Origin of the sequence: Mycolicibacterium sp. MU0053 (assembly GCF_963378095.1) — a bacterium.
Classification (GTDB): domain Bacteria; phylum Actinomycetota; class Actinomycetes; order Mycobacteriales; family Mycobacteriaceae; genus Mycobacterium; species Mycobacterium burgundiense.
The window spans coordinates 1,476,526-1,494,017 of record NZ_OY726397.1 but is presented as its reverse complement, the minus strand read 5'-3'; the positions used below and the strand labels follow the sequence as shown (position 1 = coordinate 1,494,017).

Annotated in this window: 16 protein-coding genes, 1 tRNA gene and 1 pseudogene; 10 read left to right on the top strand and 8 right to left on the bottom strand. The window is 68.6% G+C overall.

Annotated features, from left to right (window positions below; all coding sequences use genetic code 11):
• Positions 1-31 precede the first annotated feature (31 nt).
• From RCP80_RS07100 to RCP80_RS07085, 4 genes are read right to left on the bottom strand one after another with little or no spacing between them, the layout of a single operon-like run.
• On the bottom strand, positions 32-1,111 hold the full coding sequence (locus RCP80_RS07100) for a CaiB/BaiF CoA transferase family protein (RefSeq protein WP_308481663.1): 1,080 nt from the start codon (positions 1,109-1,111) through the stop codon (positions 32-34).
• Positions 1,108-2,064, bottom strand: a complete 957-nt coding sequence (locus tag RCP80_RS07095; protein ID WP_308481662.1) for an LLM class F420-dependent oxidoreductase — start codon at positions 2,062-2,064, stop codon at positions 1,108-1,110. The genes RCP80_RS07100 and RCP80_RS07095 overlap by 4 nt, the downstream gene beginning before the upstream one ends.
• On the bottom strand, positions 2,064-2,498 hold the full coding sequence (locus RCP80_RS07090) for a cobalamin B12-binding domain-containing protein (RefSeq protein ID WP_308481661.1): 435 nt from the start codon (positions 2,496-2,498) through the stop codon (positions 2,064-2,066). Before RCP80_RS07090 ends, RCP80_RS07095 begins: the two co-directional genes overlap by 1 nt.
• Positions 2,499-4,076, bottom strand: a complete 1,578-nt coding sequence (locus tag RCP80_RS07085; RefSeq protein WP_308481660.1) for a methylmalonyl-CoA mutase family protein — start codon at positions 4,074-4,076, stop codon at positions 2,499-2,501.
• Positions 4,077-4,166: 90 nt separating this feature from the next.
• Between RCP80_RS07085 and RCP80_RS07080 the strand changes: the two genes are divergently transcribed.
• The 5 genes from RCP80_RS07080 to RCP80_RS07060 all read left to right on the top strand — a co-directional run bounded on the left by RCP80_RS07080 (position 4,167) and on the right by RCP80_RS07060 (position 8,603).
• Positions 4,167-5,036 (top strand): SDR family oxidoreductase, encoded by an 870-nt coding sequence (locus RCP80_RS07080; RefSeq protein WP_308481659.1) that lies wholly within the window; start codon positions 4,167-4,169, stop codon positions 5,034-5,036.
• 53 nt (positions 5,037-5,089) lie between these two features.
• Entirely contained in the window at positions 5,090-5,470 is a 381-nt protein-coding gene (locus tag RCP80_RS07075) for a carboxymuconolactone decarboxylase family protein (RefSeq protein WP_308481658.1), read from the top strand.
• A complete protein-coding gene (locus RCP80_RS07070) occupies positions 5,467-6,381 on the top strand; it encodes an NAD(P)-dependent oxidoreductase (RefSeq protein ID WP_308481657.1) in 915 nt (304 codons plus the stop codon). The genes RCP80_RS07075 and RCP80_RS07070 overlap by 4 nt, the downstream gene beginning before the upstream one ends.
• 64 nt (positions 6,382-6,445) lie before the next feature.
• A complete protein-coding gene (locus tag RCP80_RS07065; RefSeq protein ID WP_308481656.1) occupies positions 6,446-7,075 on the top strand; it encodes a TetR/AcrR family transcriptional regulator in 630 nt (209 codons plus the stop codon).
• Entirely contained in the window at positions 7,059-8,603 is a 1,545-nt protein-coding gene (locus tag RCP80_RS07060) for an adenylate/guanylate cyclase domain-containing protein (RefSeq protein WP_308481655.1), read from the top strand. Before RCP80_RS07065 ends, RCP80_RS07060 begins: the two co-directional genes overlap by 17 nt.
• Here RCP80_RS07060 and RCP80_RS07055 read toward each other — a convergent pair.
• Positions 8,576-9,892: an NAD(P)-binding domain-containing protein gene (locus RCP80_RS07055; protein WP_308481654.1), complete on the bottom strand. Its 1,317-nt coding sequence runs from the start codon at positions 9,890-9,892 to the stop codon at positions 8,576-8,578. The two genes, RCP80_RS07060 and RCP80_RS07055, sit on opposite strands and share 28 nt — an antisense overlap.
• 113 nt (positions 9,893-10,005) lie before the next feature.
• On the opposite strand from RCP80_RS07055, the gene RCP80_RS07050 reads away from it, so the two are divergent.
• Positions 10,006-10,731, top strand: a complete 726-nt coding sequence (locus RCP80_RS07050; RefSeq protein ID WP_308481653.1) for a TetR/AcrR family transcriptional regulator — start codon at positions 10,006-10,008, stop codon at positions 10,729-10,731.
• 172 nt (positions 10,732-10,903) lie between these two features.
• The gene (locus tag RCP80_RS07045) at positions 10,904-13,279 is read left to right on the top strand and encodes a flippase-like domain-containing protein (RefSeq protein ID WP_308481652.1); all 2,376 of its coding nucleotides are present in this window, start codon (positions 10,904-10,906) and stop codon (positions 13,277-13,279) included.
• Between the two features lie 10 nt (positions 13,280-13,289).
• Here RCP80_RS07045 and RCP80_RS07040 read toward each other — a convergent pair.
• Positions 13,290-13,373 (bottom strand) — tRNA-Leu (locus RCP80_RS07040).
• A gap of 95 nt (positions 13,374-13,468) precedes the next feature.
• On the opposite strand from RCP80_RS07040, the gene RCP80_RS07035 reads away from it, so the two are divergent.
• Complete coding sequence (locus RCP80_RS07035) at positions 13,469-13,876, top strand: hypothetical protein (protein WP_308481651.1); 408 nt, start codon at positions 13,469-13,471, stop codon at positions 13,874-13,876.
• The gene (locus RCP80_RS07030) at positions 13,873-14,238 is read left to right on the top strand and encodes a DUF3817 domain-containing protein (protein WP_308481650.1); all 366 of its coding nucleotides are present in this window, start codon (positions 13,873-13,875) and stop codon (positions 14,236-14,238) included. Before RCP80_RS07035 ends, RCP80_RS07030 begins: the two co-directional genes overlap by 4 nt.
• Here the strand turns inward: RCP80_RS07030 and RCP80_RS07025 are convergent.
• Complete coding sequence (locus RCP80_RS07025) at positions 14,216-15,700, bottom strand: MFS transporter (protein ID WP_308481649.1); 1,485 nt, start codon at positions 15,698-15,700, stop codon at positions 14,216-14,218. The genes RCP80_RS07030 and RCP80_RS07025 overlap by 23 nt on opposite strands.
• On the opposite strand from RCP80_RS07025, the pseudogene RCP80_RS07020 reads away from it, so the two are divergent.
• A pseudogene (locus RCP80_RS07020) lies at positions 15,653-16,867 on the top strand (acyltransferase family protein); the annotation flags it as partial. The gene RCP80_RS07025 and the pseudogene RCP80_RS07020 sit on opposite strands and share 48 nt — an antisense overlap.
• A 23-nt stretch (positions 16,868-16,890) precedes the next feature.
• Here the strand turns inward: RCP80_RS07020 and rdgB are convergent.
• Positions 16,891-17,490 carry an RdgB/HAM1 family non-canonical purine NTP pyrophosphatase gene (gene rdgB, locus RCP80_RS07015; RefSeq protein ID WP_308481648.1) on the bottom strand — a complete coding sequence of 200 codons (600 nt, stop codon included), beginning with the start codon at positions 17,488-17,490 and terminating at the stop codon, positions 16,891-16,893.
• Positions 17,491-17,492: the final 2 nt, after the last annotated feature.

Sequence of the window (17,492 nt, the reverse complement as noted above, 5' to 3'; positions counted from 1 at the left end):
ACCCGCGCCGAGATCGACGGTTCGCCGGATCTCACTCGGGCTTTGTGGCCCGAAGGTGAGTTTGGGCGTACTCGTCGAGGGCAGGCGGGGGGCGGTAGTCGGGCTGGTAACCATCGATCCGGATCGAACTGCCCACCAGGCGGTACGGCCCCGCGTCGACGACCACTTCCGGTAACCCGTCGAGCGCCTCGGGCAACGTTCGCACCGCGGCGGCCGGGATGCCCAGCGGCTTGAGTCTGGCCTCCCACCCCGCGGCGGTATCACCGAGTAGTACCTCGGACACCACGGCCAACACCTCCTCGCGGCGCTCCGCGCGCTCGGCCATCGTCGCGAACGGCACCTGGGTCCCGGCCGTCAGACCCGCCTCGGTGGCGAACGATCGCCAGAACCCGTCGTGGGTGACGAACAGCGCGAGATAACCCTCGGCCGTCGGAAACAGTTGCGCCGGAACGTAGAACGAGTGCGCGCCACCTGCGCGCCGTTGCGGGTGCACACCGTTGTTGAGGTAGGCCGACGCGTGGTAGTTGAGCTGGGAGAGCATCACATCGCGCAGCGACACGTCGATCTGACCGCCGCGGCCGGAGACGATCTGCGCCAACAGACCCAGCGCCGCGGTCAGGCCGGTCGAGTTGTCGGCCGAGGAGTACCCCGGCAGCGTCGGTGGGCCGTCGGGATCGCCGGTCAGCGCGGCGATTCCGGTGGCGGCCTGCACGACGTAGTCGAACGCCGGATCGTCGCCGCCGTACAACCCGAAGCCCGTCAGCGCGACGCAGACGATCTTGTCGTTGGACCGCCGCAGGGCTTCATAGGTGAGGCCCAGCTCGAGGATCGCCGAGGGCTTCAGGTTCACCAGCAGCGCATGGGAATCGGCCACGAGTTCGGCCAGCCGATGCTGCCCCTGTTCGGTGCCCAGTTCCAGACACACACTGCGCTTGCCGCGGTTGAGGCTTGCGAAGTAGCTGTCGCTGACCTGACGGGAGATGTCGCCGGTAGGCGGCTCGATCTTGATCACCTCGGCGCCGAGGTCCGCGAGCATCATCGTCGCGTACGGCCCGGCCAGCATGGTGCCGACCTCCAGGACCCGGACACCGGCCAGCGGGCCGGGACTCACGACACCTGCTTGGCGAGCTCGGCGATCACTTCGCGGGTCCGGTACTTCGAGGCGATCAGCTCATCGCGGTTGTCCCCGATCGGCAGCAACCGTACGGACAGATCGGTCACCCCGGCATCGGCGAATGCCTTGAACCGCTTGAGGATCGATTCCTCGTCACCGGCCGCGCAGAGGTCGCCCACGGTGCGCGCCTCACCGCGGTCGAGCAGGCGCTGATAGTTCGGCGACGTCTCGGCCTCGGCCAGGATCCGGTTGGCGCGGTCCTTGGCCTCCTCGATCTCGGAGTTGGCACACAACGTGACCGGGATGCCGGCCACGATCCGCGGGGCGGGCTTCCCGGCGTCGGCGGCGGCCTTGTTGATCTTCGGGGCGATGTGCTCCCCGATGGCCTTCTCGTCGGCCATCCACAGCGAGGTGCCGTCGGCATGTTCGCCGGCGATCTGGAGCATCACCGGACCCAGGGCGGCCACCAGCACGGGCATCGGCGTCTGGGCGCCCAGCGCGGTCGGGTTGTGCACCGTGAAGTGATCGTTCTCGACGTCCACCGGACCGGGACCGGCGAGCGCGGCATTGAGCACCTGCAGGTAGTCCCGGGTGTAGGCGGCCGGCTTGTCGTAGGGCAGACCCAGCATGTCGCGGATGATCCAGTGGTGCGACGGCCCCACGCCCAGGGCGAGTCGCCCACCTGAGATCGCGTGCACCGAAAGCGCCTGACGGGCCAGCGCAATCGGATGCTGAGCCTGCAGGGGCACCACCGCGGTCCCGAGTTCGATCCGGGTGCTGTGCGAGGCCATCAGCGCGACCATGCTCAACAGATCGAAGTCGTCGGGTACCTGCGGCATCCACGCGGTGGCCAGGCCCGCCGAGTCGGCCCACTCGATGTCGGCGATCAACTTCTTGACCTTGCGATCCATGTCGCCCCGCTCGGCACCGATCATCACACCAAGACGCATCAGCCGGCACTCCCCTCTGTCGCGACGGGGGTCCCGGTCAGCGCACGAACGTCACGGACGAGCACATCCAACGCGGTCCCGGTCGGGAACACCGCCGCGGCCCCGGCGTCGAGCACCTTCTGCACGTCACCTTGCGGAATGGTGCCGCCGACAACGACGGCGATGTCGCCCGCGTCGGCCGCCCGCAGGGCGTCGACGACGCGTGCGGTCAGCGCCAGATGCGCACCCGAGAGAATCGAAAGACCCACTACCGCAACATCTTCCTGGATGGCGATGGAGACGATGTCTTCGATGCGCTGCCGGATTCCGGTGTAGATCACCTCGAATCCGGCGTCGCGCAGCGTGCGCGCGACGATCTTGGCGCCCCGGTCATGGCCGTCGAGGCCGGGTTTGGCGACCAAGATACGGGCCGGGCTGGCAGAAACATCAGTCATCTAGAACACCACCGGTTGTTGGAATTCGCCCCAGACCGCCTTGAGCGTGGACACCATCTCTCCGACGGTGCAGTAGGCGTTGGCGCAATCGATCAGGGCATGCATCAGGTTGTCGTCGCCCTCGGCGGCACGCGACAGCGCCGCGAGCCGGGCCGCGACATCGGTCGAGTTCCGTTCGGCCTTGACCCGGGCCAGCCGCTTGAGTTGCAGCTCACGGCCTTCGGCGTCGAGTTCGTAGGTGGAGATGTCCGGCGCCGGCTCGTCGGAGACGAACTTGTTGACCCCGACCACCGGACGGACCCCCGACTCGACCTCGTTGTGGATCTTGAACGCCTCGTCGGCGATCAGGCCCTGCAGGTAGCCGTCCTCGATCGCACGGACCATCCCGCCGTGGTTCTCGAGGTCGGCCATGATCTCGATGATCTTTTCCTCGGTGGCATCGGTGAGGGCCTCGACGTAGTACGACCCGCCGAGCGGATCGGCGACCCGAGTGACCCCGGTTTCATACGCCAGGATCTGCTGGGTGCGCAGGGCGAGGGTGGCCGACTCCTCGCTGGGCAGCGCGAACGGCTCGTCCCAGGCGGCGGTGAACATCGACTGCACACCGCCCAGCACCGCGGCCATCGCTTCGTAGGCGACGCGAACGAGGTTGTTCTGCGCCTGCGGCGCGTACAGCGATGCACCGCCGGCGACGCAACCGAAGCGGAACATCGACGCCTTGTCTGTGGTCGCGCCGTAGCGCTCACGGACGATGGTGGCCCAGCGACGACGCCCGGCACGGTACTTCGCGATCTCCTCGAAGAAGTCTCCGTGGGTGTAGAAGAAGAACGAGATCTGCGGGGCGAACTTGTCGATGGTCATCCGGCCGCGCTCGACGACGGTGTCGCAGTAGGTGACACCGTCGGCCAGCGTGAACGCCATCTCCTGCACGGCGTTGGCGCCGGCGTCTCGGAAGTGCGCGCCGGCCACCGAGATCGCATTGAACCGCGGCACCTCGGCGGCACAGAACTCGATGGTGTCGGCGATCAGCCGCAGCGACGGCTCCGGCGGCCAGATCCAGGTGCCGCGCGAGGCGTATTCCTTGAGGATGTCGTTCTGGATGGTGCCGGTCAGCTTCTCCCGCGGTACCCCGGACTTCTCCGCGGCGGCGACGTAGAGCGCCAGCATGATCGCGGCGGTGCCGTTGATGGTGAAGCTGGTGCTGATCTTGTCCAGCGGGATGCCGTCGAACAGGATCTCCGCGTCGGCCAGGGTGTCCACGGCCACGCCGACGCGGCCGACCTCCTCGCCGTATTCGGCGTCGTCGGAGTCATAGCCGCACTGGGTGGGCAGATCCGAGGCCACCGACAACCCGGTACCACCCTGCTCGAGCAGGTAACGGTAACGCCGGTTGGACTCCTCGGCGGTTCCGAAGCCCGAATACTGGCGGAACGTCCATAGCCGCCCGCGGTAGCCGGACGAGAAGTTGCCCCGCGTGAACGGGTACTCGCCGGGGGCCGGTGCATCCGCGGGCGGGTCGGTCGGACCGTAGACCGGGTCCACGGGGATCCCGGATGAGGTCGCAGCTGTGTAATCCATCGCACTCCAGTCGTGGACAATGTCTCGATAACGTACTTCCAAAAAAAGAGAATGCCAATATCGTACGGTGAAAACGACCAAGGGAGACACATGACCGACCGTTCCGATGCCCCCGCCCTGCGCGACCGCACCCTCGTCGTCTCCGGCGCCAGCCGCGGCATCGGGCTGGCCATCGCCGTGGCCGCGGCCCGCCAAGGCGCCAACATCGTCCTGCTGGCCAAGACCGCCGAACCGCACCCCAAGCTGGCCGGAACCATCTACACCGCCGCGGCCGAAATCGAGGCGGCCGGCGGCAAGGCCGTCCCGGTCATCGGCGACGTGCGCAAGGAAGAGGATGTGCAGCGGTTGGTGGATACCGCCGTGGAGAACTTCGGCGGCATCGACATCTGCGTGAACAATGCCAGCGCCATCGCCACCGACCCCACCCACGAACTTTCCGCCAAGAAGTTCGACTTGATGATGGACATCAACGTCCGGGGAACATTCCTGCTGACCAAGGCCTGTGTGCCGCACCTGCGCGAATCGGCCAACCCGCACGTGCTGACCATCGCGCCGCCACTGAACATGAGCCCGTACTGGCTGGGCGTGCACCCCTCCTACACGTTGTCCAAGTACGGCATGACGCTGCTGTCGTTGGGCTGGGCCGAGGAGTTCCGGCAGGGCACAGCCGCCGGATCCCCGATCGGGTTCAGCTGCCTGTGGCCGGAGACCTACATCGCCACCGCGGCGGTCACCTCGCTGGCCGCCGGCACCGAACTCGCGGCCTCGTCCCGCAGCCCGGAGATCATGGGCGACGCCGCAGTCGCGATCCTGCGCCGGCCGGCCGCCGAGGTGACCGCGGGATGCTTCATCGACGCCGACGTGCTCACCGAGGCCGGCGTCGACGACCTCTCCCGCTACGGCGGCGGCGACAATCCGATCCCGGACCTGTTCCTCGACGCCGCCGAACCACAGCGGTGAAAATCACACTCTCCGATTTGGAGAACGCATCGGCAGTGCGGAGATAGCCGGCGATGGACGACGACAACTATGCCCGTGGTGAGCGAATCCGCCGCGCGGTGCTGGGCCACGACTACGTCGAGAAGGCGACTGCGGAGGCCGATGAGTTCTCCGGCCCCCTGCAGGACCTCGTCACCGAGTACTGCTGGGGTGCGGTGTGGGGTCGCGACGGCCTGCCGCTGTCGACTCGAAGCATGCTGAACCTCGCGATGATCGCGATCCTGAACCGGCCGGCCGAACTGCGCACCCATCTACGCGGGGCCCTGAACAACGGCGTCAGCCGCGACGAGATCCGCGAGGTCTTCCTGCAGGTCGCGGTCTACGCCGGGGTGCCCGCGGCCGTCGACAGCTTCCGCATCGCGCGCGAGGTGTTCGCCGAGACCGACGCCCGGTGACCGCCGACCTCGGGTTCATCGGCCTGGGCCACATGGGCATGCCGATGCTGCGCCGCCTGCTGGCCGCCGGTCACTCGGTGACGGTCTTCGACACCCGCCGCGAGGTCGTCGAGGCAGCGGTCGGCCTGGGCGCGCACCGTGCCTCAGATCCCACCGGCGTCGCCGACCGCGCGCCGACCGTGCTGGCCAGCCTGCCGGGCCCGGCCATCTCCGTGCAGGTGGCCGAGGCGGTGGCTGAGGCGGCGTCCACGGGTGGCCGCATCGCGCGGTTCGTCGATTTGTCCACGGTGGGCAGCCCCGCCGCCCGGCGCATCCACGGGCAACTGGCCGCGCGTGGTATCGCCGCGCTGGACTGTCCGGTCAGCGGCGGGGTGCACGGCGCCGAGCAGGGCACGCTGGCACTGATGGTCTCGGGGTCGCGCACCGAGTTCGACATCGTGGACCCGGTTCTGCAGATCCTGGGCCGGACGGTGTTCGTCGGTGAGTCGCCCGGGGCGGCGCAGACGATGAAGCTGGTGAACAACATGCTGGCGGCGACGGCGCTGGCCGCCACCGCCGAGGCCATGGTGATGGGAGTCCGGGCCGGACTCGATCCGGCGGTGATGATCGACGTCCTGAACGCGAGTTCCGGGGGCACCCACGCGAGCCGGGACAAGTTCCCGCGGGCGGTGCTGCCCCGCACCTTCGACTATGGGTTCGCAACGGGCCTGATGGTCAAGGACATCCGGCTATATCTCGAGGAGGCGCACATCCTCGGGGTGCCCACCGAGATCGTCGACGGGATCGCTCGATGCTGGGAAACCACGGTGGCCGAGGAGGGCGCCGAATCCGATTTCACGTCGGTGGTCAAGCCCATCGAGCGGGCGGCCGGGGTCACCGTGGCCGCGCGGCCCACGCCGAACACCGCCTAATGGCAGTTACGGGGAAATCCCCAGCGCAGCTGGGGAGAAGACTATTCTCAGCACGAATGAGCGAGTGGACGCTTTGACGACGAGCCAGGCCGCCGGTGGTCGCGGTGGTGCCGTCGATTCCACCGACCCCGAGGTCGCGGTCATCCTCGGTGCGGCCCTGCGAGTGATGTCCTCGTCGGCTCCCGAGCCGCCTCGGGTCAGCGACATCATCGCCGCGGCGGGGACGTGCAACAAGACCTTCTACCGCCACTTTCGCGGTAAGGACGACCTGGTGATGGCGGTGATGGAGCGCGGGATCGGGATCGTCACCGCAGCGATCGCCACCGACATGGCCGCCCGGCCCGACCCCGTCGATCAGGTCACCTGCTGGGTCGAGGGCCTGCTTGCGCAGCTGACCGACCCGCATCGGTTCCGGATGTGTCGCGCCACCATCGTGCAGATGTCGGCGATCGCGCAACGCCGAACCCCCGACGACGAAATCATGGCGCCGCTGCGGGAACTGCTGACCGCCCCTATCGCGGCGATGGGCCGTAGCGACCCCGACCGGGACGGCGATGCGGTATTCCATTGCACGATGGGCACTCTGCGGCGCTACCTCGGTTCCGGTCACCGGCCGCCGCGCGCCGACGTGGAGCACCTGATGGGGTTCTGTCTCGGCGGTATCGGAGTTGGAGCGCGTGGCGACGACGGCTGAGGGGCGGGCCAGCGCAACCGAGCTCGCGTTGCGCTACACCGCCGGCGTCACCATCGCTCACCTGCTCGCGGTCACCGAGGTCGTGCTGGTGATGACCGCGCTGCGCCGCGAAACACTCAACGAGAACCAACCCCCGTTCACCGATGCGAGCACCGGTCTGATCATCGCGTTGGCGGTGGTGGCGGTGATCGTGGTGGCGGTGGGCAGCCTGGCGAATGTGCTGCCCAGTTTGCGCTGGTACGTCGACGAGGCCACACCCACACCGCGGCAACGCCGTTCGGCGCTGCGGGTGGTGCGCCGCACCACCATTCTGTTGGTCGCGACCTGGGCCGGCAGCGGCGCCGTGGTGGTGCTGACGAACCTCGGCGACGCACTCAGCGTGACGGTCCTGGTAGGACCGGCGGTGTTCTTCGGCGCCACCGCCGCCGTGTGCACGGCGTTGTTACTGACCATGCGCCCTTTACATCCGCTCAGCGCCGCCGCGGATCCGTATGGGGTGCACCGTGACTCCGCGGATAACGCGCCGGGGGTCATCGCTCGCCTGCTGATGATGTGGGTGCTGTGCTGCGCCCTGCCCAGCGTGGGGGTGGCGCTGCTGATCCTGATCCGCTCGCACGGCTGGATCATCGATCAGGCGTCCTCGGTCGAGATACCGGTGCTGGTGCTGTGCGCCGTCGCGGTGTTGTGGGGCCTGCGCGGCATGGTGCTCGTCTCGCGCTCGATCTCCGATCCGGTGCGCGAGGTGGTCGAGGCCATGGCCGATGTCGAGCGCGGCGATATCCGGCGACGCGTCGACGTCTACGAACGCTCCGAAATCGGGCTGCTGCAAAGCGGATTCAACCGGATGGTGGCCGGATTGCGCGAGCGCGACCGGCTGCGCGACCTGTTCGGCCGCCACGTCGGCGATGACGTGGTCCGCCTGTTGGTCGAACGCAACGAGTCACTCTACCGCGATGTCTGCGAAGTGTCGGTGCTCTTCGTCGATCTCTCCGGATTCACGCAGTTCGCCGCCGACAGGCCACCGCAGGAAGTCGCCGATGTGATCAATGACTTCTACGGGACGGTGGTCGCTGTCGTTGAGCAACGCGGCGGATTCATCAACAAGTTTCAGGGGGACGCCGCGCTGGTGGTATTCGGCGCGCCCGTACCGACCGAGGACGCCGCCGGTGATGCGGCGGCGACCGCCCGGGATCTGAGCAGCCGATTGGCCGAGCAGCCCCAACTCGACTTCGGTATCGGCGTCACGGCCGGACAGGTGTTCGCCGGGTTCGTGGGTGCGGAGAACCGCTTCGAGTACACGGTGATCGGCGATCCGGTGAACGAGGCGGCGCGCCTGGCCGATCGGGCCAAGGCCAGTCCGGCGCGCGTGCTGTGCTCGGGCGCTGTACTGCAATCCTGCGACGAGTCCGAACGGCGCCGGTGGGCGCATGTCGGCGCCGAGGTACTGCGTGGCCGCAGCACCCCGACGCAACTCCACCAACCGTTGGTTGCAGCCGGCGACTACGAACTCTCACCGGGCGCGACGTAGCCGCCCTGCCAGCTCTGAAGCGCCGCGTTCACCCCGGCCTGCACCGCGGTGCCGTTGCCCCACCCCGCGTAGTAGTGCAGCTGCAGGACAATCTCTTCCAGCTCGTCCTCGGTGAGTTCACCATTGATCAGCGCGCCACGTACCTGCACCTCGATCAGGTCCGCGCGCCCCAGCATCGCGGTGGCTCCGAGGACCACCAGGCGGCGATCACGCAGTGAAAGTCCCGGCCGCGACCAGATTTCGCCGAATAGGTGATCGATGGTCATGGCCGTGGCCGGCGTGCGCTCCTCGGGCATGTGCGCGGCCAACCCGGTGCCGTAGACCTTGTCCATGGTCTGCAGGCCCCGTTCGGTGCGGTCGGCCGCGGGCCGGTCCACCACGATCCCCAACGTGTCGGCGGCGTGGTCGCGTGCGGCGTCGATCAGCGGCACCTCGACACCGCTCTTGGCTGCCAGGTCTTGTGCCGCCGCCAGATCCTTGTCCATCAGGTGCAGCACCTGCGGGCCCGCCTCGGTGGCGAGTTCGGGGGCGTCGATGCTGGTGCGCAGCCAGGTGAACATCGTCGAACCGGTGGGGTCGGCGTCCTCGACCACCTCGATGAGGGTCCGCGGATCCACCCCTGCGGCGCGCGCCAGTTCGGCGGCCTCATGGGCGGCGCGCCAGGTGCCATAGGTCAAGACGTTGCGGGCGATCTTGGTGGCCATGCCGGCGCCCAGCGGACCGCAGTGCACTACCTTCTTCGCGAAGTCGGACAGCACCGGCATCGCTCGGCGCACGGTGTCGTCGTCCCCGCCGACCATGGCCACCATGCCGTTACTGGCGGCCTGATCGCCCGGTGTCACACCGCAGTCGAGCACCGCCACTCCGTAGGGGCGACACTCCTCGGCCACGTCGAGTACCTCGGGCACCGCCAGCGTTGACAGCAACGCCACGATCAGGCCGGGCCGGGCCCCGGCGAGCACCCCGTCCCCGCCGCGCAGCACCTCGCGGACCTGGGCGGCGTCCACCACCGCGATCAGCACCACGTCACTGACGGCGGCCACCTCGGCGGGGGTCGGCGCCGCCAGCGCCAAGCCCAGGTCCGCGGCCGCCTCGCCGCGGACGTCGTGGACGACCGGGATCCGGCCGCGCGCCTCCAGGCTCACCGCCACCCCGCCGCCGATCATGCCGAGGCCGATCACACCGGCGCGGGGCGCGATCCCGCCGGCCGCGGCCGGGGCCTCGACCTCGCGGGCCGGCGAATCAGTGTCGACGAATGGCGACACCAATTCTTCGGGTTGTGCAGTCATTGCGACCTCCATCACATAAACTAACAATGTTCAGTTATCTTGAAGCTTAGCTCGGCTATAGACCCAGAACAGGCCGCTGGCCTGGTGATTCCTGGCACATCCGGAGGTGAACTGTGCAACACACCGCAGCAAAGGGCCCGCGGCCCCGCAGCCGACGCGGTCACGGCGACCAGCTCCGCGAGGAGATCCTGGCCGCGGTGAACCGGCTGCTGGACGAATGGGGCAGCGACGAGAAGCTGACCATGCGCGCGGTCGCTCAGGAAGTCGGCGTCGCCGCACCCAGCATCTATCTGCATTTCACCGACAAGGCCGAACTGGTGTGGGCCGCCCTGGCCGACAAGTACACGCAGCTGGCCGCGGCGATGCAGACCGCCGAACAGGCCGTCGGGACCGACGCCGGCCCCCGGGATCGGCTGCGCGCACAGCTACACGCCTACTGCCGGTTCGCACTGGCGAACCCCGGCCGCTACCGGTTGATGTACCAAGTGCGACAGCCGGTCGGGGACCCCGAACAACTCGGCCACCATCCCGCGCGGCAGGTCTCCGGCCCGCTGCGCCGGGGGCTGCGCGAGTGCGCCGACGCCGGTCACCCGCTGGCGCTGCCGCTGCACCAGTGCGCCCACACGCTGTGGACCAGCGTGCATGGCCTGGTGTCGATTCAACTCACGATGGCGGCCCCGGGCGCCGCACCAGCTGCCGTCGACGGGGTTCTCGAGCTGGCGGACGGCTTGCTGCACGCCTTGGTCGGCGCTGCGGTCACCGACCGAGCGCCGGTCCCCACCCAGACGGGGATCGACCGCGTCATCGCCGCGTCCGTGTTCGACGAGGGCGTTCCCTGAGAGGCACCCATCCCGGGGTCGGGGAGCCCCCGAACATCGAACGACCCGGTCCCTTGTGCAGGGACCGGGCCGTTCCCGAGGCAAGTCTGGCCCGAGCATGATTCCCACCGGGGGCGCGACTCAAACCCGCTTACGCGGTAGGTGGGCTACGGCACCGTAGGATCTCGCAGACATGCGGGTTGACGGGCGCGAGATCACCGTTTCTGGCCGCCTGCTGCAACCGCTCGGCAGGCGCACCAACGACATCATTCGGCTGATCCTGGCCACCGGGTTCCTCGCGATCGTCATCACCAGTTCGCTGATCACCCGCTACGAATGGGAGTCGCTGGAGACGTCGATCTCCGAGATCGTCGGCGTCCTGACCCCCACCCAGTCCAACCTGGTCTACCTGGCCTACGGCATCGCGATCCTCGCGCTGCCGTTCGTGATCCTGATCGGTTTGATCGCGGCGCGGCAGTGGAAGCTGCTCGGGGCCTACGTGGCCGCCGGCCTGATCGCCGGGCTGGCGCTGTCGATCAGCGGCAACGGCATCGCCCGACCGACCTGGCACTTCGATCTCAGCGATCGGCTCGACACGGTCCTGTCGCAGTTCCTCGACGACCCGCGCTGGATCGCCATGTTGGCGGCGATGCTGACGGTGTCCGGCCCCGGCCTGCCGGCGCGCTGGCGGCGCTGGTGGTGGACACTTCTCCTCGCGTTCGTGCCCATCCATCTCGTGGTCAGCGCGGTGCTGCCGGCCCGCTCGTTGCTCGGGCTCGCGGTCGGCTGGTTCGTCGGAGCGTTGGTGGTGCTGGTGGTCGGCACCCCCGCGCTCGAGGTGCCGCTGGACGGCGCGGTGCGGGCGCTCGCACGTCGCGGGTTCACCACTTCGGCGCTGACGGTCGTGCGGCCCGCCGGACCCGGGCCACTGGTGCTCTCGGCCCTGTCGGTGGAACCCGCCTCCACGGTGCTCGTCGAGTTGTACGGGCCCAACCAACGCAGCGGCGGCGCACTGCGTCAGTTCTGGCGCAAGGTGCGGCTACGCACCAGCGAGACCGCGCCGCTGCAACCCTCGATGCGGCGAGCGGTCGAACACCGCGGTCTGATGACGATTGCGATTGGTGACCTCGGCGTCGCCAACACCACCGAGATGTCGGTGGCGCCCCTGGACCGCGGCTGGACGATGTTCGCCCGGACCCCGGCGCGCGGATCGGCGCTGCACGACGTCGCCGACGAGACACCCGTCGAGCAGGCGTGGGAGGCACTGGCGGTGCTGCACCGCAATCAGATCGCCCACGGAGATCTGCGCAGCAAGGAAATCACCGTCGACGACGGTGCGGTGCTCTTCGGCGGGTTCGGTCATTCCGAGTACGGCGCCACCGACGTCCAGTTGCAGGCCGATATCGCCCAACTGCTGACCACCACCACCGACCTCTACGGCGCCGAGGCCGCGGTCAGCGCCGCGATCGACGTCTTCGGCAAAGACGCGGTGTTGACGGCGTCGCGGCGGCTGACCAAGGGCGCCATGCCCGCGCGGCTCCGGGAATCGCTGTCGGACCCCGGCATGGTGCTGTCCTCGGCCCGCGACGAGGTCAAGAGACAGACCGGCGCCGACCAGATTCAGGCCGAGACCATCACCCGGTTCACCCGCAGCCAGGCGATCCAGCTGGTGCTGCTGGTTGCGTTGGTCTACGTCGCCTATCCCTTCATCAGCACGGTTCCGACGTTCTTCTCTGAACTCCGGTCGGCGGACTGGTCCTGGGCCCTGCTGGGGCTGGCCGTCTCGGCCCTGCGGTATCTGGGGGCCGCGGCGGCGCTGTGGGCCTGCGCCGACGGCGCGGTCAGCTACCGAAACCTGACGATCATGCAGGTGGCCAACACCTTTGCCGCCACCACCACCCCGGCGGGCGTCGGGGGCCTGGCCTTGTCGACCCGGTTCCTGCAGAAGGGCGGGCTCGGGGTGGTGCGGGCCACCACCGCCGTCGCGCTGCAGCAGTCGGTGCAGGTCATCGTGCACGTGTCCCTGCTGATCTTCTTCTCCGCGGTGGCCGGCGCCACCGCGGACCTGTCGCACTTCGTGCCCTCGGCACCGGTGTTGTACCTGATCGCCGGCCTGGCCCTGGGTCTGGTAGGCGCGTTCCTGGTGGTCCCGAAGCTGCGCCGGTGGCTGGGCACCGAGGTGCGGCCCCGGCTCAAGGAAACCGGCAACGACCTCATCGAACTCGCCAAGGAACCCAAGCGCTTCGGGCTGATCGTCCTCGGCTGTGCCGGCACCACCCTCGGTTCGGCGCTGGCGTTGTGGGCAAGTGTCGCGGCGTTCGGCGGCGACGTGTCGTTCGTGACCATCACGGTGGTGACGATGATCGGCGGGACCTTGGCGTCCGCGGCGCCGACCCCCGGCGGCGTCGGCGCGGTCGAGGCGGCGTTGATCGGCGGTCTGGCGGCTTTCGGGGTGCCCGCAGCCGTGGCGATCCCGTCGGTGCTGCTCTACCGCATTCTGACGTGCTGGCTGCCGGTGTTCGCGGGGTGGCCGATCATGCGGTGGCTGACGAAGAAGGAGATGATCTAGGCCACCGGAGTGCGGGCGGTGGGACTCGAACCCACAAACTCTTTCGAGCACCGGCACCTAAAGCCGGCATGTTTGCCAATTTCATCACGCCCGCGTGATGCGCCGATCGTACCGTTGGGACCAGGCCAACTGCGCGCGGCGTGCCCCCTCGATTCTTGCTGCCGCCCTGCTGGGCGGTACCTTCGAGGTATGTCCACTACACGCCGTCGGAGATGGGCGTTGATCGCGCTGGTGATCCTCGCCGCCGGTGGTTGCCTGGCGCTGGGCTGGTGGCAGTGGACCCGCTACGAATCGAATTCGGGCACCTTCCAGAACCTCGGCTACGCCTTCCAGTGGCCGTTCTTCGCCGGGTTCTGCATCTTCGCCTACCGCAAGTTCGTCCGCCTCGAAGAGGCACCGCCGCAATGGGACGACAGCGACGCGCCGACCGAGATCCCCGCGGATCTGCTTCCCGAGCGTCCCAAGGCCGATCCCCGCGACGGCGATGACCCCGCGCTGCGTGAATACAACGCTTACCTTGCCGAACTGGCCAACCGGGACGGCCACCCGGACGTCCCGGTACCCGACCACGACCGACAGGACAGGACCAACGCATGACCGCCTCCGAAACGCCATCGATCCCCGCCGGCGCCGCGCCGATCGACGCGATCGCGAAGGCCCTGAAGGGCTACCGCATCATGGCGTGGGCGACGGGCATCTGGCTGATCGCGCTGACCTACGAGATGATCGTGAAGTACGTCATCCAGGTTGAGGACATGCCCGGCTGGATGGATCTCATCGCTCCCATCCACGGCTGGGTGTACTTCGTCTACCTGCTGTTCACAGCCAATCTGGCGGTCAAGGTGCGCTGGCCCATCGGCAAGACCATCGGAGTTTTGCTGGCCGGGACCGTGCCGCTGGTCGGCATCATCGTCGAGCACTTCCAGACCAAGAAGCTCAAGGCGCAGTTCGGCCTCTGACCGCCACCACGGGCAGTTCCGGGGCGGGCTCCTCGGCCCGGTCGGACGGCGCCGGGACCGGCCGTGGAATCAGCAGCGCAAGCAGGGCCGCGACGCCGGCGGCACCGGCCGCGATGATCAGGGCGGTGCGGATACCGGCAAGGCTGGGGACCTCGTGCCCGGCGTAGGACATCGTCATCCCCGCGAGCACCGCACCGATCACGGCGCTGGAGATCGAGGTGCCCAGCGCGCGCGCCAACGAGTTGATGCCGTTGGCGGCCGCGGTCTCCGACATCGGCACGGCCGCGTTGATCAGTGCCGGCATCGATGCGAAGGCGAAGCCCACGCCGATGCTGATCAGGATGTTGAGCGTCATCACCCCCGGCGCGCTGCCGAGGAGCCGCAACCCGGCGAGGTAACCGGCCGCAATGATCACGCAGCCGACCACCAGGGTGAACTTGGGGCCGTGGCGCGCCGACACCCGGGCCGCGATCGGCGCGGTGATCATCATCGCCACCCCACCCGGTGCCAGCCACAGCCCGGTCTGCAGCAGCGACTGGCCGTGACCGTGCCCAGTCCCGGTCGGCAACTCCAGCAGTTGCGGGGAGATCAGCGACAACGCGAACAGGGCCGTGCCGACGCCGATCGAGGCCAGATTCGTGCTGAGCACGGGCCACCGCGCGGTGGTGCGCAGGTCGACGATGGGCGAGGAGATCCGTAGCTGGCACATGGTGAACACCGCGAAAGTGACGGCCGCACAGCCGAACAAGCCCAGCGTCAGCGCCGACGTCCAGCCCCAAGTGCCGCCCTTGGAGATCGGCAGCAGCAACGTCACCAGGCCCACGGCCAGTAGTACCGTTCCCACCGGGTCGAAGCGGTCGGCCGAGCGCGCCGGCAGTGCGGGCACCATGAACGTGAACAGCAGCAGCGAGGCGACCCCGAGGCCGGTGGCGAACCAGAACAGCGCATGCCATTCCCAGGTTTGGGCGATCACCGCGGCCAGCGGCAGACCCAGGGCGCCGCCGACCCCCAGCGAGGCACTCATCATGCCCATGGCGGCCCCGACCCGTTCGGGCGGAACGCAGGACCGCAGCACGCTGATGCCCAGCGGGATGATCGGCATGCCGAAGCCCTGCAACCCGCGCCCGATGATCAGCGGTAGCAGCGAGGTGGTGGCGGCCGCGACCAGCGAGCCGACCGTCAGGCAGACGGCACACACCATCAGGATCGGCTTCGGCCCGTGCATGTCGCCGAGGCGACCGAACACCGGAGTGGCGACGGCACCGGTCACCAGGGTCGCGGTGATCGCCCACGAGGCGTTGGCGGCGCTGGTGTCGAGCAGGGTCGGCAGTTCCGGAATGATCGGGATGATCAGGGTTTGCATGAGCGAGACGCTGGTTCCGGCCAGGCACAGCACGAAGATCAGCAGGCCGGGATGCTCGGTGCGGGCCGCACTTCCAGAGACGCTGCGCCACCGATCCATGAGGCGCCAGCGTACACACACTTAGTTCAGCTATTCAAATACTTAGTTACACTCGATGCAATGTTGACCGGGTCGCCGCGTGCCAGCAGCCCGTCGCAGGCACCCCCACCGGCGTCGCCCCTGAATCACCTCGATTCGCTGACGGGCCTGCGCGCCGTGGCCGCGCTGCTCGTGGTCTGCACCCACGCGGCCTTTGCGACCGGAAAGCTGACCGACGATTTCGTCGGGACCATGTATGCACGGCTGGAAATCGGCGTGCCGATCTTCTTCGCGCTCTCCGGCTTCCTGTTGTTCCGGCCCTGGGTGCGGGCCGCGGCCGAGGCCGCCGACCCGCCGTCGACGAGCCGCTACGGCCGGCGCCGGGTCCGGCGGATCATGCCCGCCTACGTCGTCACGGTGCTGCTGACATTCGCCATCTACACGGTCTTCTCGGCCGGCCCCAATCCGGGCCAAAGCTTCTCCGGGCTACTGCGCTATCTCACCCTGACCCACATCTACATCGACAACTACCTCATCACGTTGCTCCATCCGGGCCTGTCGCAGATGTGGAGCCTGGCCGTCGAGGTCTCGTTCTACGCGGTGTTGCCGCTGCTGGCCCAGCTGCTGCTGCGGGCGGGGCGCGCGGGCCGGTGGCAACCGGGTCGGGTGCTGCTCGGCTTGGCCGCCCTGACCGCGACGGGCTTCGGATGGCTGCTGGTACACCACAGCACCGACTGGCTGCCGAATTCCGCCGGCATGTGGCTACCGGCGCATCTGGCGCCGTTTACCGCCGGGATGGCGCTGGCCGTCCTGGCGACGATGGGCGTCCGGGTGCGCGCCGCGGCGACAGTTCCCTTGGCGCTGTTGGCATTCGCGCTCGTGTCCACCCCGCTGGCCGGCCGCAACACCTTCACCGAACCCCACCTCAGCCAGCCGTTGGTGCAGGCGGTGCTGTATGCCGCCATCGCCATGCTGCTGCTGGCCCCACTGACACTCGGCGACCGGGGCCCGCTGGCCCGCGCGCTGAGCAGTCGACCCATGGTGTGGTTCGGCGAGATCTCCTACGAGGTGTTCCTGCTGCACGTCGTCGTCATGGCGCTGGTCATGAAACTGGTGCTGCAGTGGCCGCTGTTCACCGGTTCGACGGCGGGGCTGATTGTGACCACCCTGGCCATCACCGTGCCGTTGGCGTGGCTGCTACGCCGGCTGACTCAGAGCAGGGCGCGCAACGCCGGCACCAACAACGCCAGCGCGCGGCCGCGGTGGGAGGCCGCGTCCTTTTCCGCCGGGCTCAGTTCCGCTGCCGAGCGCGAGGATCCTTCGGGGATGAAGATCGGGTCGTAACCGAACCCGCCGACCCCGCTCGGAACCCGAGCGATCGCGCCCGCCCACACACCCCGCACGACGGTCTCGTCGGCTCCGTCGACCAGAGCGCACGCCGAGACGAAGGCCGCTCCCCGGCGCGCTGCGGGCACATCGGCGAGCTGCGCCAGCAACAGGCGGTTGTTCGCCCCGTCGTCGCCGTGCGTGCCCGCCCAGCGCGCCGAAAGCACCCCCGGCATCCCATTGAGAGCATCGACGGTCAGGCCGGAATCATCTGCGACACAGGCGATCCCGGTAGCGGCAAAGCCATCCCGGGCCTTGGCCAACGCGTTCTCCTCGAACGTCGCGCCGGTTTCGGGCGCCTCGTCGTATGGCGGTACGTCGGCCAGGGAAAGCAACTGCAGACCGGACACCCCGGCGCCGTCCAGCACGCGCCGCAACTCGGCCAACTTCTTCGCGTTGCGGCTGGCGACCAAGAGGCGGGTCATCG